The 922-nt window shown below is 41.9% G+C and carries 1 protein-coding gene; it reads right to left on the bottom strand.

Annotation, left to right across the window (positions count from 1 at the left end; all coding sequences use genetic code 11):
* On the bottom strand, nucleotides 1-896 hold an 896-nt coding region (locus HADU_RS11485; protein ID WP_034592877.1), incomplete at its 3' end, for an IS30 family transposase.
* Between the last annotated feature and the right edge of the window lie 26 nt (nucleotides 897-922).

The raw sequence follows: 922 nt of genomic DNA, 5'->3' as shown, positions 1-922 counted from the left end.
ACCTGACTCGGACTTTTAAAGCCGAGTCTTTTTCTTGGGCGATGATTCAAACGTTGAGTAATTTCTAAGATATATTCATCCGTATATTGATTCAGATCACTGCCTTTTCTAATATATTGCCTGATTAAGCCATTGGTATTTTCATTCGTGCCTCGTTGCCAAGCGCTATAAGGATCAGCAAAATACCAGTCTATTTTTAATGCTTGAGCAGCATACTCATGCAGGCTGAACTCCTTACCATTATCTGCGGTAATCGTCTTGAGCTGATCTTTGATCGGCTCAAGTAGACGGATGGTGGTTTGGCAAACTTCCTCTGCCTTGCGTGAGCTGCACTTTTTCAGCCACAGATAACCTGTCTTGCGATCTACAATCGAGACCAATGATTGCTGATGGTTCTTACCCACAATCGTGTCTATTTCCAGATCACCAAAGCGAGTCCGATGCTCAATCTCAATAGGTCTGTCATGAATGCTTTTACGATGACTCAGCTGACCACGGGTTTCAGGAGAGCCGTATTTCCTCTTTCTTTGATTTCTGAAACGCAGGTTGTGAAAGAGTGTGCCACCCTTGTTTTTATCCTGCCGGATGAAGCGATAAATTGAATGCAAACTGACTGAAACACGAGCAGCGATCTGTTCAGGACTCCATTGAAGATTAAGATAAGAGATGACATGTGTCCACATTTCACAAGGGATTCTTTTAGGATTGGGACAATGGCGTCTTCGAGCGACTGTATTGGCGTGTTTAGCGAAGTAGCCATTTCTCGCTCGATTACGTTTAATTTCTCTAGAAATAGTTGAAGGTGAACGATTCAGTCTCCAAGCGATATAACGTTTAGAAAAACCTTCACGTAATAATGTATAAATCTGGGCAGAGTAAAACTTGAAGTGCGACATAAACCACCTAATTAATTTAAAGGGTT

Origin of the sequence: Acinetobacter sp. HA (assembly GCF_000264725.1) — a bacterium.
GTDB classification, from domain to species: Bacteria; Pseudomonadota; Gammaproteobacteria; order Pseudomonadales; family Moraxellaceae; genus Acinetobacter; species Acinetobacter schindleri.
The sequence above is the reverse complement of the archived record's forward strand: the minus strand, read 5'-3'. Positions and strand labels throughout refer to the sequence as shown.